At 67.6% G+C, this 17,100-nt stretch carries 17 protein-coding genes; 11 read left to right on the top strand and 6 right to left on the bottom strand.

Annotated elements, in window-relative coordinates; all coding sequences use genetic code 11:
- The first annotated feature begins 63 nt into the window (after positions 1 to 63).
- The 3 genes from KF783_RS10205 to KF783_RS10195 are packed head-to-tail and all read left to right on the top strand — an operon-like array spanning position 64 to position 1,611.
- Positions 64 to 474, top strand: coding sequence for a hypothetical protein (locus tag KF783_RS10205; protein WP_294078895.1), 411 nt, complete (start codon positions 64 to 66; stop codon positions 472 to 474).
- Complete coding sequence (locus tag KF783_RS10200) at positions 471 to 674, top strand: helix-turn-helix transcriptional regulator (RefSeq protein ID WP_294078893.1); 204 nt, start codon at positions 471 to 473, stop codon at positions 672 to 674. Before KF783_RS10205 ends, KF783_RS10200 begins: the two co-directional genes overlap by 4 nt.
- Positions 675 to 678: 4 nt before the next feature.
- Positions 679 to 1,611, top strand: coding sequence for an alpha/beta hydrolase (locus KF783_RS10195; RefSeq protein ID WP_294078890.1), 933 nt, complete (start codon positions 679 to 681; stop codon positions 1,609 to 1,611).
- 30 nt (positions 1,612 to 1,641) lie between these two features.
- On the opposite strand, the gene fsa is transcribed toward KF783_RS10195, so the two are convergent.
- A complete protein-coding gene (gene fsa / locus KF783_RS10190; protein WP_294078887.1) occupies positions 1,642 to 2,295 on the bottom strand; it encodes a fructose-6-phosphate aldolase in 654 nt (217 codons plus the stop codon).
- Positions 2,296 to 2,423: 128 nt separating this feature from the next.
- On the opposite strand from fsa, the gene KF783_RS10185 reads away from it, so the two are divergent.
- Together KF783_RS10185 and KF783_RS10180 are read left to right on the top strand one after the other, a co-directional pair.
- On the top strand, positions 2,424 to 3,053 hold the full coding sequence (locus KF783_RS10185) for a DUF2490 domain-containing protein (RefSeq protein ID WP_294078883.1): 630 nt from the start codon (positions 2,424 to 2,426) through the stop codon (positions 3,051 to 3,053).
- Between the two features lie 61 nt (positions 3,054 to 3,114).
- Entirely contained in the window at positions 3,115 to 4,572 is a 1,458-nt protein-coding gene (locus KF783_RS10180) for a diguanylate cyclase (RefSeq protein ID WP_294078880.1), read from the top strand.
- Positions 4,573 to 4,576: 4 nt separating this feature from the next.
- Here the strand turns inward: KF783_RS10180 and KF783_RS10175 are convergent, their stop codons facing one another.
- Entirely contained in the window at positions 4,577 to 5,026 is a 450-nt protein-coding gene (locus tag KF783_RS10175; RefSeq protein WP_294078878.1) for a hypothetical protein, read from the bottom strand.
- Between the two features lie 67 nt (positions 5,027 to 5,093).
- On the opposite strand from KF783_RS10175, the gene KF783_RS10170 reads away from it, so the two are divergent.
- From KF783_RS10170 to KF783_RS10155, 4 genes are all read left to right on the top strand, one after another.
- A complete protein-coding gene (locus KF783_RS10170) occupies positions 5,094 to 7,259 on the top strand; it encodes a primosomal protein N' (protein WP_294078875.1) in 2,166 nt (721 codons plus the stop codon).
- Positions 7,260 to 7,327: 68 nt separating this feature from the next.
- The gene (locus KF783_RS10165; RefSeq protein WP_294078872.1) at positions 7,328 to 8,959 is read left to right on the top strand and encodes a hypothetical protein; all 1,632 of its coding nucleotides are present in this window, start codon (positions 7,328 to 7,330) and stop codon (positions 8,957 to 8,959) included.
- A gap of 61 nt (positions 8,960 to 9,020) precedes the next feature.
- Positions 9,021 to 10,529: a trypsin-like peptidase domain-containing protein gene (locus KF783_RS10160; RefSeq protein ID WP_294078870.1), complete on the top strand. Its 1,509-nt coding sequence runs from the start codon at positions 9,021 to 9,023 to the stop codon at positions 10,527 to 10,529.
- A gap of 8 nt (positions 10,530 to 10,537) precedes the next feature.
- Entirely contained in the window at positions 10,538 to 12,016 is a 1,479-nt protein-coding gene (locus KF783_RS10155; RefSeq protein ID WP_294078868.1) for a hypothetical protein, read from the top strand.
- 42 nt (positions 12,017 to 12,058) lie between these two features.
- Here KF783_RS10155 and ada read toward each other — a convergent pair whose 3' ends face one another.
- Complete coding sequence (ada, locus tag KF783_RS10150) at positions 12,059 to 13,093, bottom strand: bifunctional DNA-binding transcriptional regulator/O6-methylguanine-DNA methyltransferase Ada (protein WP_294078864.1); 1,035 nt, start codon at positions 13,091 to 13,093, stop codon at positions 12,059 to 12,061.
- A 116-nt stretch (positions 13,094 to 13,209) separates the two neighbouring features.
- Between ada and purE the strand changes: the two genes are divergently transcribed.
- Together purE and KF783_RS10140 are read left to right on the top strand one after the other, a co-directional pair.
- Complete coding sequence (gene purE / locus KF783_RS10145) at positions 13,210 to 13,695, top strand: 5-(carboxyamino)imidazole ribonucleotide mutase (RefSeq protein WP_294078862.1); 486 nt, start codon at positions 13,210 to 13,212, stop codon at positions 13,693 to 13,695.
- Complete coding sequence (locus tag KF783_RS10140) at positions 13,692 to 14,753, top strand: 5-(carboxyamino)imidazole ribonucleotide synthase (protein WP_294078859.1); 1,062 nt, start codon at positions 13,692 to 13,694, stop codon at positions 14,751 to 14,753. Before purE ends, KF783_RS10140 begins: the two co-directional genes overlap by 4 nt.
- A 23-nt stretch (positions 14,754 to 14,776) precedes the next feature.
- On the opposite strand, the gene KF783_RS10135 is transcribed toward KF783_RS10140, so the two are convergent.
- The 3 genes from KF783_RS10135 to KF783_RS10125 form a co-directional block, all read right to left on the bottom strand.
- On the bottom strand, positions 14,777 to 14,950 hold the full coding sequence (locus tag KF783_RS10135; protein WP_294078856.1) for a DUF1328 family protein: 174 nt from the start codon (positions 14,948 to 14,950) through the stop codon (positions 14,777 to 14,779).
- A 103-nt stretch (positions 14,951 to 15,053) separates the two neighbouring features.
- Entirely contained in the window at positions 15,054 to 16,739 is a 1,686-nt protein-coding gene (locus KF783_RS10130) for a cation acetate symporter (protein ID WP_366511731.1), read from the bottom strand.
- An 8-nt stretch (positions 16,740 to 16,747) separates the two neighbouring features.
- Positions 16,748 to 17,086: a DUF485 domain-containing protein gene (locus KF783_RS10125; RefSeq protein ID WP_294078850.1), complete on the bottom strand. Its 339-nt coding sequence runs from the start codon at positions 17,084 to 17,086 to the stop codon at positions 16,748 to 16,750.
- Positions 17,087 to 17,100: the final 14 nt, after the last annotated feature.

Below are 17,100 nucleotides of genomic sequence, written 5' to 3'. Positions count from 1 at the left end.
AGTTGACATGCCGATGCGAATCGGCGTAAAGCTCACTTGTCATTCAAACAAGGGAGCTTTCCAATGCGTACGCCAGCAGCCAAACGGTATCAGCGGCGTTTTGCCGTCACCATGGCGCTCTATGTCCTTGCCGTCTTCGCCTGGTCGTGGGGGCGCACGTCGTTCGCCCCCGATGGCGCGGCACTGATCGCGCTGTCCGTGATGCCGGCGCTTCCGGTGATCGGCGCGCTCGTGGCGATGGGCCTGTATCTGGTCGAGGAGACCGACGAGTTCGTGCGGCAGCGGATCGTCACCGCGATGCTGTTCGGCATCGGCGTCGTGCTCTCGGTCTCGACGGTCATCGGCTTCCTGCAATATGCCGGCGTCGTCACCAGCGTCGATGTGTTCTGGGGCTTTCCGCTGTGGTGCTTCGCATGGGGGCTGGCCCAGTGCGGGCTGGCACTGCGCGACCGGGTTGCGGGGGCAGGCGCATGAAGAACCGCCTTCGCGTGCTGCGTGCCGAACGCGCGTGGAGCCAGCAGGACCTGGCCGAGCGGCTCGAGGTATCGCGCCAGAGCGTCAATGCGATCGAGACCGGCCGCTACGACCCTTCCCTTCCCCTCGCCTTTCGGATCGCCGACCTGTTCGATCTGTCGATCGAGGCGATTTTCCAGAACCCCTCCAAAGAGGATTGATCCGATGCGTACGACGATGATGACCGCCCTGGCCGCGCTGACGGCCTGCCTGATCGCCCCCGCCACCCATGCCGCGCCGCGCGCCGATGCCGCTGCCGCTACAGCCAAGACCGCCAGCGCCGAACGACGGATGGACCATATCTCGATCGTCGAAATGGGTCCGGAAAGGGCGAAGGGCGAACCGGTCTACCTGATCCCGGGCCTCTCCTCGCCGCGGGCGGTGTGGGACGGCATCGCGCCGCAGCTCGCGAAGGCGCGCCGGGTGGTGCTGGTGCAGATCAACGGTTTTGCCGGCGACGATCCCGGTGCCAACCTGAACCCCGGCGTCATCGACGGCGTGATCGCCGACATTCTGGCCGACGCGCGGGCGCGCGGGGCAACGAAGCCGGCGATCATCGGCCACTCGCTGGGCGGCCTGACCGCGATGATGATCGCGGCGCGCCATCCCGACCGGGTGGGCCGGGTGATGGTCGTCGATGCGCTGCCCTTTTTCGGGCGGCTGTTCGGCCCCGGCGCGACGCCCGAAAGCGTGAAGCCGCGCGCCGAACAGATGCGGGTGATGGCCGCCGGCGCCTATGCCCGGGCGAAAGCGGCCGCCGCGACGCCGGTGACCACCGATCCGGGCGGGGACCTGTCGATGACGCCCGAAGGCCGCATCCGAATCGCCAACTGGGCGATGAAGGCCGACATGCGCGTCGTCGCCCAGGCGATGTTCGAGGATATGACGACCGATATCGGCCCCGAACTCGGCAGGGTGACCGCGCGCCCGTTCACCGTGCTCTATGCCGCCGGCACGCCCGGCGCGGCCCAGGTGTGGGAACCGGCCTATGCCGGGACGCCCGCGACACTGGTCGCGGTTCCCGGCAGCTATCACTTCATCATGCTGGACCAGCCGGCGTTCTTCACGGACGCCGTCACGCGCTTTCTCGCCGAATGACGAACGCCGGATGACGGGCGGGCGGACCGGTCAGGCGATGGTCTGGCCGGTCTTCGCCCAGTCGGCGAGGAACCCCTCAATCCCCTTGTCGGTAAGGGGGTGACGGACCAGCTGGCGGATCACCGCCGGCGGCGCGGTCATCACGTCCGCGCCGATCTTTGCCGATTCGAGAATGTGGATCGGGTTGCGGACGCTGGCGACCAGGATTTCGGTCGCATAGTCGTAATTGTCATAGATCAGGCGGATGTCGCTGATCAGCGACATGCCGTCGAAGCCGACATCATCGTGCCGCCCCACGAACGGCGAAACGAAGGTCGCCCCCGCCTTTGCCGCGAGCAGCGCCTGGTTCGCCGAAAAGCACAAGGTGACGTTCACCATCGTGCCGTCGTCGGTCAGCGCCTTGCATGTCTTCAGCCCGTCGATCGTCAGCGGCACCTTCACCGCGACATTGTCGGCGATCTTTCGCACCACCTCTGCCTCACGCATCATGCCTTCATGGTCGAGCGCGACCACTTCGGCGGACACCGGCCCATCGACGATGCGGCAGATTTCGGCCACCACCTCCAGAAAATCGCGACCCGCCTTGTGGATCAGCGAGGGGTTGGTGGTCACCCCGTCGAGCAGCCCCGCCTCCGCCAGCTCGCGGATATCGTTGGTGTCGGCGGTGTCGGCAAAGAATTTCATGCAAGGCTCCCCGGGCGCGAATGTGACATTTCGATGACGGGGCGCTATCGCCCCGACGCATCGGTGACCGCGCCCTCTAGCATCGGATCGATATGCGCTCCATCCTCCTTGTCGCCCCTTTCGCGCTGATGCCGTTCCCCGCACTCGCGCAGGACGCGGACCGCGAACTGTGGCTGACCGGGAGCGTCAAGGTCCCGGTGGCCAGCGGCACGGTGCTGGAACTGGAGACGGTCAACCGCATCAGCGACGATTCGGGCGGCCTTTACGAGACCGAACTGGCCGGCGGCCTCTCGCACCGGCTTGGCGACGGGTGGTCGCTGGGGGGCGGCTATGTCCGGGTCGTCAATCGATCGCGCGGAGTGGTGACCCGGGGCGAGGACCGGTTGCGTATCCAGATCGGCCGCTCGACCCGTCTTGGCGCGGTGCAGCTATCCGGCCGCCTGCGCCTGGAACGGCGCACCACATCGACGGGAAGCGATGTCGGCTATCGCCTGCGCCCGCAGGTGAAGGCGGCGCTGCCGCTCGCCGAACGGCTCGCGCTGTTCGCGAGCCATGAAAGCCTGATTCCGCTCGACCGCACCGACTGGGGCGAGACCGGGCGGTACGATCGGATGCGAAACATGGTCGGCCTGTCCTGGAAGGCGAACAGGACGCTCGCGATCGAGGCCGGGTATCTGAACCAGTATCGCTATCGCCGCGCCGGGCGTCGCGACACGATGGACCATGTCCTTTCGATCGGCATCGGCCTGACGCTCTGACCCTCGATCTGTTCGCTTTTCAGTCCGTGGCTTAGCGGGTTATTTACCGACTGCGGGCCACATGCGGGCGATGTTCCAGAGTGCCACGCCACCCATACCCGACGAGGAAGCCCGTCTCCGCACGCTCGAGGCATTGAAGCTGATGGAAACCGCGCCGGACGTGGAGTTCGACAGCCTTGTCGAACTGGCCGCGCGGATGCTCGACCTGCCGACCGTGATGCTCTCGCTGATCGATCGGGACCGCCAGTGGATCAAGGCCGGAACGGGCCTGCGGTTTCGCGAAACGCCGCGCGATATCGCGTTCTGCAACGCGACCATCGCCCAGACCGGGCTGTTGGAAATTCCCGACGCTCTCCATGATCGGCGGTTTCGCGACAACCCGCTCGTGACCGGCACGCCGGGCATCCGCTATTATGGCGGCGTTCCGATCTTCGCGCGCGACGAAGACGGCGTTCAGCACGCGATCGGGGCGTTTTGCGGGATCGACACGCGCCCGCGCACATTCGATGACGCGCAACGTGCTGCGCTGGGCCATTTCGCACGACTGGCCGAAGCGCTGATCGCCGCGCGCTCCGCCGCGACGGCGGCAATCGGGCTGGCCGACCGCCTGCACGCGCAGAACCGGGTCATCTGGCAACGCAAGACGACGCTGAACCAGGCCGAGCGGATGGCCGGAATCGGGTCGTGGCGATACGAAATCGCCTCTGGCGCGCTGTCCTGGTCGGACGGGGTGTTCCGGATTCACGATCTCGAACCGGGCGATCCACCGGCGGTGGAACAGGCACTGGACTTCTATCCGCCACATGAGCGGGCGCGGATCGCCGCGCTGCTGGAAGCGGCGGTGAACGACGGCAAGGGTTACCGGTTCGAATCCGATTTCGACACGGCCAAGGGCCGTCGACGGCGCGTCCGCGCGCTGGGTGAGGTCGAGATGGATGGCGACCGGCCCGTCGCCGTGGTCGGCGTGTTTCAGGATATCACCCGCACCTATGCGCTGGAGCAACGGCTCCGCCGCGCCGCCCGGATCGACGAAGTGACCCAGATCGGCAACCGCGTTGGCTTCAACCGGGCGCTCGACTCGGCGCTGGCGCGCACCGATGCCGACAGTGCCGACGGTGCCGACACCTGGCTACTGCTGATCGATATCGACGGCGTGCGCCGGGCAGCCGACTTGCACGGACGCGCGCTCGCCGACCATGTCCTGCGCGTCGTCGCGCGGCGCCTCGTCCAGCCGCACCTGGCCGACAGCTATGCCGCGCGGATCGACGCGGAGACCTTCGCGGTGGTGGTCACCGATCCGATGCTCTGCGCCGGGATCGAAGGCGTGATCGACCATATCCTCGACGATCTGGCGCGGCCCGTGGAGACCGGCGACGGGCCGATCGCGGTCCAGGGAACGATCGGGTTCGCCCGCGCGAATGCCGACCACCCGACCTCCCGCACGCTGATTCAAGCGGCCCAGGCCGCGCTGGACGAGGCAAAGCGAAGCGATCGCGGCGCCGCGCGCGGCCGGCGCTGACGGATCAACGGTCCGGCGCGGGGACCAGCATGACCTTTGCCCGGGGCGTGGCAAGCCCGGTCAGGTACAACCGGTACACGCCCGGCGCCAGATCGAAGCTGACGATCTTGCGGACCGTCGAACAGGCGGGGCCATGGCCATGCGCGACCGAGGCGATTTTCACGCCACCGGACGTTCCCGCCACCACATCGATCCATCCGGCCTGGTCCAGCGCGACGCCATAACGCCCCGCCCTGGCGACGCGGAACCCGATCATCGCCCCGCGCCCGGCCTTCGCGCCCGCCGGCACGCCGGACAGTTTCGCCGTGTCGCCGGTATCGACCACCACCGCTCCGCCGGGGGCCAGATCTTCCGCCGGCCGCGTCCAGCCCGCGAGTGAGGGCGGAAGGTTGCCGTCGGGGACGGCGCATTGCGGCGCGGCGGATTGAGCGAGCAACAGGGCGGCTACCAACATCGACGAACCTCCGATCTCCCGCCGTTAGCGCGTTGCAGCCGGTTTACAAAACCCGATATGGGCGGACATGTCCCGCGCCCGCGTCATCGTGATGAACTCCGCGCTCGGCCCGCTCGACTATCGCGTGCCGCACGGCATGTCGGTCGAGCCGGGATCGATCGTTGTCGCACCGCTTGGCCCCCGCCAGCTGGTCGGCGTGGTGTGGGAGGCCGACCGGCTGCCGGCGGAGGAGGTCGGCGACAACCGGCTGCGCAACCTGATCGGGGTCGCCGATGCGCCGCCGATCCCCGCGGCGCTGCGCCGCCTGATCGAATGGACCGCCGACTATTATCTCGCGCCGCTGGCATCGGTGCTGCGCATGGCGCTCGCTTCCACCTCCGCGCTGGAGGGGGGCAGGACGATCGTCGAATATCGCGCGACCGGTCAGGTTCCGCCGCGGATGACGCCCCAGCGCGAACAGGCGCTCGAACGGATCGGCGACCGACAGGGTCTGATCCGCGAACTCGCGGCCATTGCCGATGTGTCCGACGGCGTGATCCGCGGGCTGGTCAAGGCCGGCGCGATCGAGGGGGTGACGGTCGAGCTGGACAGCCCCTATCCCGTCCCCGACCCCGGTTTCGCCCCGCCGGACCTGTCAGCCGGCCAGGCCGATGTCGCATCGATCCTGCGGCAGGCCGTCGGCGCCGGCGCGTTTCAACCCTTCCTGCTCGACGGCGTTACCGGCTCGGGCAAGACCGAAGTATATTTCGAAGCGGTCGCGGCGGCGATCGCGTCGGGCCGGCAGAGCCTGGTCCTGCTTCCCGAAATCGCGTTGACCGAACCGTTCCTCAAACGCTTTCACGCCCGGTTCGGGGTCGAACCCGTCGCATGGCACTCCGGCCTGCGCCAGTCGCAGCGCCGCCGCGCATGGCGCGCGATCGCCAGCGGCGAGGCGCTGGTGACGGTGGGGGCGCGCTCCGCGCTGTTCCTGCCCTATCCCGATCTCGGCCTGATCGTCGTCGATGAGGCGCACGAAACCAGCTTCAAACAGGAAGAGGGCGTCCATTATCACGCGCGCGACGTCGCCGTGATGCGCGGGCATTTCGAGCGATGCCCGGTGGTGCTCGCCAGTGCGACGCCGGCGATCGAGACCCGGCAGCAGGTTGCGCTGGGCCGGTACGCGGAACTGAAATTGCCCGGCCGCTATGGCGCGGCGGAACTCCCCGCGATCGAGGCGATCGACCTGATCGAACAGCCGCCGATGCGCGGACGCTGGCTCGCGCCGAAGCTGGTGACCGCGATCGATGCGACGCTGGCGCGCGGCGAACAGGTGCTGCTGTTCCTCAACCGGCGCGGCTATGCGCCGCTGACGCTGTGCCGCACCTGCGGCCATCGCTTCCAATGCCCCAATTGCACCGCATGGATGGTCGAGCACCGGCTGATCGACCGGCTCGCCTGTCACCATTGCGGCCACATCATCCCGACCCCGCGCGCCTGCCCCGAATGCGACAGCGAGGACAGCCTGATCGCCTGTGGACCCGGGGTCGAACGGATCGCGGACGAGGTGGCGGCACTCTATCCCGACGCGCGCACGGCGATCGTCACCAGCGACACGATCTGGTCGCCGGCCAAGGCGGCCGAGTTCGTCAACCGGATGGAGGCCGGTGAGATCGACATCGTCGTCGGTACCCAGCTGGTGACAAAGGGGTATCATTTCCCCAATCTCACCCTGGTCGGGGTGGTCGATGCCGATCTGGGGCTGGAGGGGGGCGACCTGCGCGCCGCCGAACGCAGTTTTCAACAGATCATGCAGGTCGCCGGGCGCGCCGGGCGGGGCGAGAAGCCGGGGCAGGTGCTGATCCAGACGCACAGTCCAAAGGCGGCGGTGATGCAGGCACTGGTCAGCGGCGATGCCGAGAGCTTCTACGAGGCCGAAACCCAGGCACGCCGCGAAGCGGGCGCGCCGCCCTTCGGCCGCTTTGCCGCGATCATCGTCTCGAGCGAGGACAAGGAGGCCGCGCTCGATATCGCGCGCGCGATCGGCCGAACCGCACCGCGCGTGGAGGCGATGCAGGTGTTCGGCCCCGCCCCCGCGCCACTGGCAATGCTGCGCGGGCGGCATCGTTTCCGCCTGCTCGTCCATGCCCGCCGCGCGCTCGACGTGCAGGATGTGATCCGCGACTGGCTGGGCGGCGTCGCATGGCCCGCAAAGGTGCGGGTGGTGGTGGACGTCGATCCCTATAATTTCCTCTGACGATGCCCTTGCCCTTCCGGCTCCCCGCCAATAGCCTTGGGGAATCACGGGGCAGGGATAATTTACCGATGAAACTCAAGATGTTGGCGATTTGCACCGCGCTGATCGCACCGGCGGTGGCACATGCCGAATGGAAACGCGCCGAGTCGAAGAACTTCATCGTCTTCAGCGAAGGGTCCGAGGAGGAGCTGCGCAAGGCGACCGAGAATATGGAGAAATTCGCCTTTGTGCAGGCGGTGGTCCAGGGGAAGAAGGACGTCCCGCCCTCACCCGTGAAGCTCAAGGTCTATATGGTGCCGAGCGTGCCGGCGGTGGTCGCAACGATGCCATTCCCCGCCTATGGCGTCGGCGGCTATTACAATCCGGTGCTGCGCGGCCCGTTCCTGGTGACGCCCCGGCGCGGTCTGCGCGGAACGCGGATGAGTTCGGCCTACAAGGTCGGCGCGGTGGACGATTCCTTCTCCGCCGACGGCGTCTTCTATCACGAGCTGACGCACCATTTCATGTTCCAATATTCGCCAGCCGCCTATCCCAGCTGGTATTCCGAGGGGTTCGCCGAATTCTGGGGCGGGTTCCAGATCGATACCAGCGACAAGGGCGACGTGGTCCGGTTCGGCCTGCCCCAGACGTCGCGTCTGTCGCAGATCAATAGCTCGGGCAGCTGGCTGCCGGCCGAAAAGCTGCTCACCGCACGCAGCTATGCCGACGCGGGCGACGCGATCGGCCTGCTCTATGCCGAAGGCTGGCTGCTGACCCATTATTCGTTCATCAATTCGGAACGGAACAAGCAGCTGCAAACCTATCTCGCCGCGATCAACCGCGGCGAAAGCTATGCCGATGCGGCGAAGGAAGGGTTCGGTACGACGCTCAACGCGCTGGACAGCGAGCTGAAGGATTATGCGCGCAGCACCAAGCTCGGCACGCAACAGATCTCGTTCAAGCCGATCCCGACCGGCGACATCACGATCCGCGCGACGACCCCGGCGGAAAACGAGTTGCTGGACGAGGACCAGCGACTGAGCGGCGGTATCGCCAAGAGCGACATCGACGCGTTCGTCCGCCGCGTGCGGGAAGGCGCCGCGAAATTTCCGAACGACCCCTATGCGCTCGGCGTCCTGACCGAGACCGAGGACCTTGCCGGCAACGCGGCGGAGGCGGATGCCGCGCTCAAACGCTGGATCGCGGTCGCGCCGCGCGACGCGATGGCGCTGATGTTCAAGGGCAAGCTGGCGACCGAACGGCTCAAGGCGGCGAAATCGACCAGCGAGGCCGCATGGGACGCGGCACGGCAGGACATCCTCGCCGCGATCAAGCTCGCCCCCAATGTGCCGCGCGTCTACAAGGTCTATTATGACAGCTGGGTGGACGCGGGCCGCTATCCGCCGCCGCCCGGCGCGCTCAATGGACTGGCCTATGCGCTGAAGCTGGTGCCGAATGACGACGACCTGCGCTATCTGGTCGCGAAGGACTATGAAACGCGCGACATGATCCCCGAAGCGATCGCGGTGATCCGGCCGCTCGCCTACACGATCAAGCCCGACAGCGAGCTGTCGCCCCGCGAAAAGCGCAACCGCGACAAGGCAAAGAAGGAATATGCGCTGGTCGGCGAGGACGTCGATCGCGAAACCCCGCGCGACATGTACGACCGGCTGCTGAAAAAGCAGGCCGAGGCCAAGCAGGCGAAACCGGGGGCGAAATAACCGCCGGGGCGCTTGAACCCCGCGCCCGCTTCCGCGATGGAGGGCGGGTGGAGGCTGGGCGATGACGCGACTGTTGCTGGCGGTGACGATGATCCTGGCATGGATCGCGCCGGCGCGTGCCGACGACATCTCGGCTGCGGGGCGCGGCGTGGTACGGATCGTCACCATCGCGATGGTCGATGGCGAAGTGGTCGGATTCGGCCATGGCAGCGGCTTTGCCGTCGCGCCCAACCGGGTGCTGACCAACGCGCATGTCGTCGAGGCTGCGGACCGCTATCCCGGCAATGTGATGATCGGCGTCGTCCCGTCGGAGGGCGACAAGTCGTTTCAGGGCCGGCTGATCGCGATCGATCCGGTGCGCGATCTGGCGCTGATCGAATTCAGCGGCATCCGCCTGCCGCCGCTCACCTTCTACAACGGTCCGGTGAACGAAGGCGACGCGATGATCGCGCTCGGCTATCCGGGCAATGTCGATCTCGCCACTGCCCGCACCGCCGCCGATTTCATCACGCCGCTCAGCCCGGTGCGGTCGCAGGGCGTCTTTTCCGGCCGCCGCGATCTTCAGGGGGTGCAGGTGCTGCTGCATACTGCCGGGATCGCGCGCGGCAATTCGGGCGGGCCGCTGCTCGACGGATGCGGCCGGGTGCTGGGGGTCAACGCCGCGCTGACCCGCGCCGATGACGGCGACGCCAGCTTCGGCTTCGCGATCAGCAACGAAGAGGTCGCCGCGTTCCTGCGTGAGTCGAAGCAGCCGATGCCCGCCAATGGCGTCGCCTGTACCAGCATCGCCGAACGGCTGGCCCAGGACCGCAGCGAGGCGGAAAAGGCGCGCATGGCCGAAGAGGTGCGCCAGCGCGAGGCCGCCGCGCGCGCCGCCGACGACCGCGACAGCGCGATCCAGCAGGCACGCAGCGCCAATATCGTCACGCGTGAGAATTACATGGCGGCCGCCACGCTGCTGCTGGTGCTCGGCGCGCTCGCGATCGGCGCCGGCGGCCTGTTCCTGACCCGCGGCCAGCAGCGCGAGGCGATCTGGACCGCGAGCGGCGGCGGCGTGCTGATGATCGGCGCGATCGTCACCTTCTTCATGCGCCCCGCCTTCGACGCCAAGGCGATCGAGGCGGGCGCGCCGATCGCGGTGCCGGCGGCGATCGCGACCGGCGGGCTGGGCAAGATGGTCTGCTCGATCGACCCGGCACGTTCGCGGATCACGGTGTCGGACACCCGCGACCAGTCGATCGACATCAATCCCGACGGGTGCGTCAACGGCCGCACCCAATATGCCGAGGCCGGGCAGAATTGGCAGCGCATCCTGGTGCCGGACGAGGAGCAGACCGTCTCCGTACTGGAATATGCGCCGACGACCCGCACCTATTCGGTCACCCGCTACCTGTTGTCCGCCAAGCAGATGGGTGAGGCGCGCAAGCGCCGGGCGGAGGTGAAGGTGAAGGCATGCTCCGCCGAACCCGCGGCCCGCGCCGACCTCGCCGCAAAGCAGCAGGTGATCCGCACCGCCCTGCCGCCGGTGTTCAACGAACGGCTGGTCTACAGCTGCAAGCCGGCGGGATAGGGCGCGACATGCGCGACATGCTTCGGGGGCTATTTGTCCTGGTGTCGATCGTGATGGCACCGCATGCCAAGGCCGCATGGATGATCGCCGAAACCACCCATCTTGCGGTGCAGGCGGATGCGCCGGCCGAGCAGGTCCAGGCGGTGGCCCGCGATCTGGAGCGGTTCGACGCCTTTTTACGGCAAGTCGTGGGCGCGCCGTCGATCGAGTCCCGGATCCGGCATCGGGTGATCATCTATCCGGATGTGCAAACGGTGCGCAGGGCAACCGGCATCGGCGGCTTTGGCGGCGGGTTCACGCGCACGACGCCGTTCGGCCGCATGGCGATCGTCGCGCCTGACAAGGCCGGCGGCATCGTTCCGCAGGAAACGCTGTTCCACGAATATGCGCACCTCTTCATGGCGACGGTGCTTGGTGCGAACCAGCCTGGCTGGTTCATCGAGGGATTTGCCGGCCTGTTCGAAACCGCGCAGTTCAGGTCCGGTGGCGTCGTTCGCTTCGGTCCCAACCCGCAAATGCTGTCGATTCTGAACGATGGCGGATCGACGCCGTTCGCACAGATCCAGGGCATGACCGCGGATCGCGTCGATGCACCGCCTTCTCCCGCCCTGTACGCCTCGGGATGGTTGATCGTGCATCATTACTATTTCGACGGGCCGCGTCACCGGGAGATCGCCGCCTATCTGCGCGCGGTTCGCGAAGGAACGCTCGCGCGCAACGCCGACAGCTATTTCACCGGCGGCATGGCCGGGTTCGACGCCGCGCTCGCACGCTATCGCCTGGCGATGCCCGCCGCGCGGGACGTCCCGGTGCCGACTTCGCCCGTCATCGCGGCCACCGTGCGGCAGATGGGCGAAAGTGAGATCGACCTTATCCGGATCGCGCTCGCGACCCGGCGCGATCTTGTCGATACCGAAAGCAGCACGGAGATGGGCGAGGTGCTCGACAGGCTCGAGGCGCTTTCGCAGACCCATCCGGAAGAAACCGGCGGCGTGCAAGTCATGGCGCTGTCCGCGCTTTGGTTGAATCAGTTTCCCCGATTGCTCGCGATCGCCGATCGCATGCTGGCGGTCAGTCCGGACAATGCCGATATACTGGCGATGAGAGGGCTCGCACTCACCGGGGTCGGGATGGACGATCCGGGCGCGGGCTTCGACACCAGGATGCGCGCCGCACGGGCCTTGATCGACCAGGCGCTGGCGCGGGACCCGCGAAACTTCCTCGCCCTCTATGCTCGATATCGGAACATGATCGCGCAGGATGGCGTATCGGCAGAAGCGGGAAGCTATCTGCGCCGCGCCCATGAAGCAGATCCCAGTGTGGATTTCGTCGTCTGGCAGTTGATCGATCTCTATGCGCGGATCGGCCTGCGCGCGGATGCCATCGCGTTGCTCGCGCCGATGGCAAACCGGCCCGACCCTTCGCCCATGCGAGACATGGCGCAAAAGCGGCTCGCGGCGCTGAACGCGGATACGCCGCGCGATTGAAGGTCCGAACCCGATCGGCAAGCGCAGCGATTGAGGCTACGCTCATTCCTCCACCCCCTCGCGGCGGCGCAGCGCGGTCTTGCGGTCCAGGCCCCAGGCATAGCCGCCCATCGCGCCATCGCTGCGTTGCGCGCGGTGGCAGGGGATCAGGACCGCGACCGGATTTCGCCCGCATGCGCTGCCGGCGGCGCGGACCGCGGCGGGGTTTCCCGCGGCGACGGCAAGTTGGGAATAGCTGCGCGTTTCGCCGGGCGGGATCGACCGCAGCGCCTGCCACACCGCCTCCTGAAAGGCGGTGCCACGCACGTCGAGGGGTAGGTCGGTATGGCGACCGGGCTGCTCGACCTCCGCCACGACCCGCGCGGCCAGATCGGCGAGCGCCGCCCCGCCGGGGGCGACCTCCGCCCGGGGAAAGCGCGCGGCGAGGCTGAGGCTGTCCTCATCGAACGCGACCCGGCACAGGCCACGGTCGGTCGCGGCGATCAACAGACGACCCAGGCTGGTGTCGGCGATCGTCCACCGGATCGTCACCCCCGCGCCGCCGTTGCGCCAGGCGCCGGGCGTCATGCCGAGCCGCGCATTCGCGGTTTCGTAAAAGCGGCTGGGCGCCGAATAGCCCGCCTCATAAATGGCGTCGGTCACATTGGCCTCCCGGGTCAGCGCGTCGGCCGCGCGGCGCGCACGCAGCGAGCGGGCATAGGCGGCCGGGGTGACGCCGGTCGCGCGCTTGAACAATCGCTGAAAATGATGCGGCGCGTAGCCGACCGCGCGCGCCAGCGTGTCGAGTCCGATCGGCGCCTCTGCGGCATCGATCATCGCGACCGCCTGCGCCACCGCCACCCGCTCGCGACCGATCTCGTCGGGCTTGCAGCGCAGGCAGGCGCGCAACCCGGCCGCACGCGCACTGTCCGTATCGGGATAGAAAACGACATGCGCGCGCCGGGCATGCCGCGCCGGACAGCTCGGCTTGCAATAGATGCCGGTCGATGTGACGCCCGCGATCACCCGCCCGTCATAGGCGCGGTCGCGGCGCAGAAAGGCGGCCCAGGCCTCTTCGTCTGAAATGACGTTGCTCATGGACCCGCTATAGACCGATGCGCCGCCGCGCGCTTCCCGCGCATTGCGGTCAAAGGCTTGAAGCAGGCGCGCGGCGTCTTTAGGGGGACGGCTTCCCGCAGCGAAGGGGTTGGGCAATGGCGGACGCGCCGCAGGTCGGCATCATCATGGGCAGCACCTCTGACTGGGAGACGATGCGCCACGCCGCCGACATGCTGCGCGAACTGGGTGTCGCGCACGAAACGAAGGTGGTGTCCGCGCACCGCACCCCGCAACGGCTGTACGATTATGCGACCGGCGCCGACGCGCGCGGCATCCGGGTGATCGTCGCCGGGGCTGGCGGCGCCGCGCACCTGCCGGGCATGGCGGCGTCGATGACGCACCTGCCGGTGCTGGGCGTCCCGGTCGAATCAAAGGCGCTGAAGGGCATGGATTCGCTGTTGTCGATCGCCCAGATGCCAGGCGGCGTCCCGGTCGGCACACTGGCGATCGGAAAGGCGGGTGCGATCAATGCCGGCCTGCTCGCCGCCGCGATCCTCGCCACGGCGGACGACGCGCTGGCGGCCCGGTTGAAGGCGTGGCGCGCCGCCCAGACCGAAAGCGTCGCGACCGATCCCGAATGATCCCGCCCGGCTCAACGATCGGCATTCTGGGCAGCGGCCAACTCGGCCGGATGATCGCGGTCGCGGCGGCGCAGCTTGGCTATCGCTGCCATGTCTATGCCCCGGCGAGCGGCCCGGCATGCGACGTCGCCGCCGCCTTTACCCGGGGCGGCTATGACGACGCGGCGGCGCTGGCCGCGTTCGCGCGCCGGTGCGACGTCGTCACCTATGAATTCGAGAATATCGATCCCGCCGCGATCGATGTCGTTGCGGAATGCGCGCCCGTAAGGCCCGGTCGCGCCTCGCTGGAAATCGGCGCGCATCGCGGACGGGAAAAGACGTTGGCGCAGGATTGCGGCGGACGCCCCGCGCCATGGCGCGCCGTCGCCTCGCTCGACCAGCTGGGCGCCGCGCTCGATGAAATCGGCACGCCGGCGATCCTGAAGACCGCGACCGAAGGCTATGACGGCAAGGGCCAGATCCGGCTGCGCCATGCGGGCGAGGCGACGGCAGCATGGGCGACGATGGACGGGCGCGAATGCGTGCTGGAGGGGTTTGTCGGCTTTACCCACGAATTTTCGATCCTGCTCGCGCGCGGCATCGATGGCGATGCGGTCGCCTATCCGCCACCGCACAATATCCATGTCGAGGGCATCCTCGCCCGCTCGCTTGTTCCGGCGCCCGATATCGTGGCCCGGCAGGCCGCAGCGGCGATCGCGCTGGCGCGGGCGCTGGCCGACCGGCTGGAGCATGTCGGGGTGCTGACATGCGAATTTTTCGCCACCGATGACGGCCCGATATTCAATGAAATGGCGCCGCGCGTCCACAATAGCGGGCATTGGACCGTCGAGGGGGCGACGACGTCGCAGTTCGAAAACCATGTCCGCGCCATTTGCGGCCTGCCGCTCGGCACGGCGGATCTGACCGGCGACCGGGTGGAGATGGAAAACCTGATCGGCGACGATGCCGATCGCTGGCGCGACCTGCTGGCGGAGGCGGACGCGCATCTTCACCTCTACGGCAAACGCGACGCGCGCCCGGGCCGCAAGATGGGGCATGTGACGCGCGTCCGCCGCTGACCGGCGACAGGTAGGTGGCCGCTTCAGGTGACCTTCTTGTACACGGTCAGTCCCAGCACGAAGAGGATGACCGCGATCGCGACCGCGATGAAGAACAGGATCTTGGCGATCCCCCATGCCGCGCCGGCGGCACCTCCGAACCCGAGCAGACCCAGAACCAGGGCAAGGATGGCGAACAGCAATGCGGCCTTCAACATGGCGATCTCCAAAACAGCGTATCCACCGCTTCAACGCATGACGCCGCGCAAGGTCCCGCGCCCGGGCAAATAGACACGGCGCGTCCGCGCGCGGATCGGGCGATCAGTGTCCGGAGGCGGAAAAGGCGCCGATTCCCGTTTCGGAGCGGATTTGCTGCGCGCGGAACGCCGCCCGTTCCGCGCGCGCGGTCGCCGATCGATCGAGCAGCGAGACGAGCCAGATTCCAACGAAGCCGAGCGGCACCGAAAACAGCGCCGGCGAGGAATAGGGAAATGGCGCGTCGCCCAGCCCGAACGTCTGGGTCCACACGGCGGGGGAGAGCAGCGTCAGGACGAATGCGGAGGACAGGCCGATCATGCCGCCGATCGTGACCCCGATGCCCGTACACCCCCGCCAGTAGAGCGAAAGAATGAGGGCCGGCACATTGCCCGACGCGGCAAGGGCAAAGGCCAGGCTGACCATGAACGCCACATTCTGCTTCTCGAACAGGATGCCCAGAACGACCGCGACGACGCCGAGCGTGACCGTCGTGATGCGGGACACGCGCAGCTCGTCCGCCGAATTCGCAGCGCCACGCCGCCAGATCGAGGCGTAGAGATCGTGGCTGACCGCCGACGCGCCCGACAGCGTCAACCCCGCGACCACCGCAAGGATCGTCGCGAACGCCACCGCCGAGATGAAACCGAGGAACAGGTCGCCCCCGACCGCCCGGGACAGATGGATCGCCGCCATGTTCACCCCGCCGATCAACCCGCCGCCCGGCGCCTGATACTGGCTGTCATTGGTGACCAGCACGATCGCGCCGAACCCGATGACGAAGGTGAGGATGTAGAAATAGCCGATCCATGTCGTTGCCCACAGCACCGATTTGCGCGCCTCGCGCGCGTCGGGAACGGTGAAGAAGCGCATCAGGATGTGCGGCAACCCGGCGGTGCCGAGCAGCAGCGCGAGGCCGAAGGACAGGGCGGACACCGGATCCTTGATGAACCCGCCCGGCCCCATGATCGCCGCGCCCTTTGCCGCGGCCTCCGCCGGCGCCATGCCCTGCCCCAGCGCAAGGTCGGTCTTTACCGCGACCGCCCGGGCGAACAGCGCGTCCAGTGAAAAGCCGAACTGCCACAGGACCGACAGCGCGATGAAGGTCGCACCGGCGAGGAGCAGCACCGCCTTGCTGATCTGGATCCAGGTCGTCGCCGTCATGCCGCCGACCAGCACATAGATCATCATGAGCACGCCGACGAGCACGACCGCGACCGGATAGGGGAGGCCGAACAGCAATTTGATCAGCTGTCCCGCCCCCACCATCTGCGCGATCAGGTAGAAGGCGACGATCAGCAGCGTGCTGATCGCGGCGAAGCTGCGCACGGGTCCCTGGGCAAAGCGGAACGAGGCGACATCGGCAAAGGTGAAACGGCCAAGGTTGCGCAACCGTTCGGCGATCAGGAACGAGATGATCGGCCAGCCCATCAAAAAGCCGATGGAATAGATGAGCCCGTCATACCCGTCCGAATAGATCTGGGCGGAAATCCCGAGGAACGAGGCCGCCGACATGAAATCGCCCGCGATCGCCAGCCCGTTCTGGAAACCGGTGATCCCGCCGCCCGCCGTGTAGAAATCCGACGCGGTTCGCGTCCGGCGCGCGGCCCAGCGGGTGATCGCGATCGTCAGCGCGGCAAAGGCTGCGAACATGCCGATCGCGATCCAGTTGCGCGGCTGTTGCTCGGCCTGTCCCTGCAACGCGTCGGCCAGCGCGGGAAGCGGCGCCAGCAACAGCACCGCGGCGATCATGATCCGGTTCATTGCGCATGCTCCGCCAGAATTTCCGCCATCACCGGATCGAAGCGCCGGTTCGCACGCGTCGTGAAGAGCGCGATCGACGCGATCGCCAGCACGATCAGCGCAAGGCCGACCGGAATGCCCCAGGACATGACGAGATCGCCGACCGGCGTGGCGAGCAACGGCTTGTCCAGCGCGATGACGAGGATGAACGCGGCAAAGGCGGTCACGACGATCGCCGACAGCGTCCATGCGAAGCGCGCGCGTTCGCGGACCAGCCGGATATAGCGGGGATCCCGCGCGACCCGTTCAAGCAGTTCCTCGTCCATCGCTCCCCCCTGTTGTCTGTTGTCGTTCATCGTCCGCGTCTTGA

Origin of the sequence: Sphingomonas sp. (assembly GCF_019635455.1) — a bacterium.
Classification (GTDB): Bacteria; Pseudomonadota; Alphaproteobacteria; order Sphingomonadales; family Sphingomonadaceae; genus Sphingomonas.
This window is presented reverse-complemented; position numbering and strand designations above follow the sequence as displayed.